General features: G+C 74.2%; 1 protein-coding gene. It reads right to left on the reverse strand.

The genetic code is table 11. The features are described from left to right. Positions 1-800, reverse strand: an 800-nt coding sequence (locus N5079_RS35065) for a 13E12 repeat family protein (protein WP_261588530.1), incomplete at its 3' end; no start/stop codon positions are given. Positions 801-831: the final 31 nt, after the last annotated feature.

Genomic DNA, 831 nt, shown 5'->3' on the forward strand with positions numbered 1-831 from the left:
GTGGGGGTGGGGTGGTCGGGGTTGGGGCCGTCTTGGGGGAGCCGGCTGAGGGTTTCGGGGTCGTAGCCGAGCAGGAGCCGGTAGGCGATCAGGACCCGCAGCCGTTCCAGCGGGCGCTGGTCGCCTTGGGTGCGGGCGCGGCGGGCCAGCCCGTCGACCCGCTGGGAGGCCGCCAGCGCCCACAACAACGGCGAGTCCGCCAAAGCGAACGTCGCGGTGCCCTTTTCGGCGTTGCGCCACACCGACATCCGCACCCGCGCCTCACCCGCCCGGCGCCGCCGCTCGGCCGCCTCCGGGTCCACGTCGATCACCAGCTTGGCGATCTTCGACCGCAGCTGCCCCGAGGTCAGCGCCTCCGCCACATCGATGAGCCGGTCCTGCACCAGGGCGGCGTGCTCGTCGGAGACGAACGCGCACCCGTTGACGAACGCGTTGACCTTCGGGATGTCCAGCCGCCCCGAAAGCAGCAACGCCAGCACCCGCGGGAACCGCCGGCGCAGGGTCGTGCCCTGCGCGACCAGGTAGGCGGCCGTGCCGGAGGTCACCCGCAGCTTGGCCGCGATCTCCTCCAGCACACTGTCACGGTGCACCGCCGCCAACGGCCCGGGCAACGGCGAGCCGTCCTCCCGCAGGCCGGGCCGCTCGAACAGCTCCACCGCGGCCATCATCTCCACGCCCTGCGCCCAGGAGGCGATCCGCCGCGCCGCCGCGACCGCATCCAGCACATGGGCCGCCGGCAGCCGCCCCAACCGGCCGAACGCCCACGCCACCCCCGAGGCCGCACGCCCACCCGGCGCCATCCCGGCAAACCACGCCCACGTCTCCCCCAAC

This window comes from Planotetraspora sp. A-T 1434 (genome assembly GCF_025420585.1).
Lineage (GTDB): Bacteria > Actinomycetota > Actinomycetes > Streptosporangiales > Streptosporangiaceae > JAOEGB01.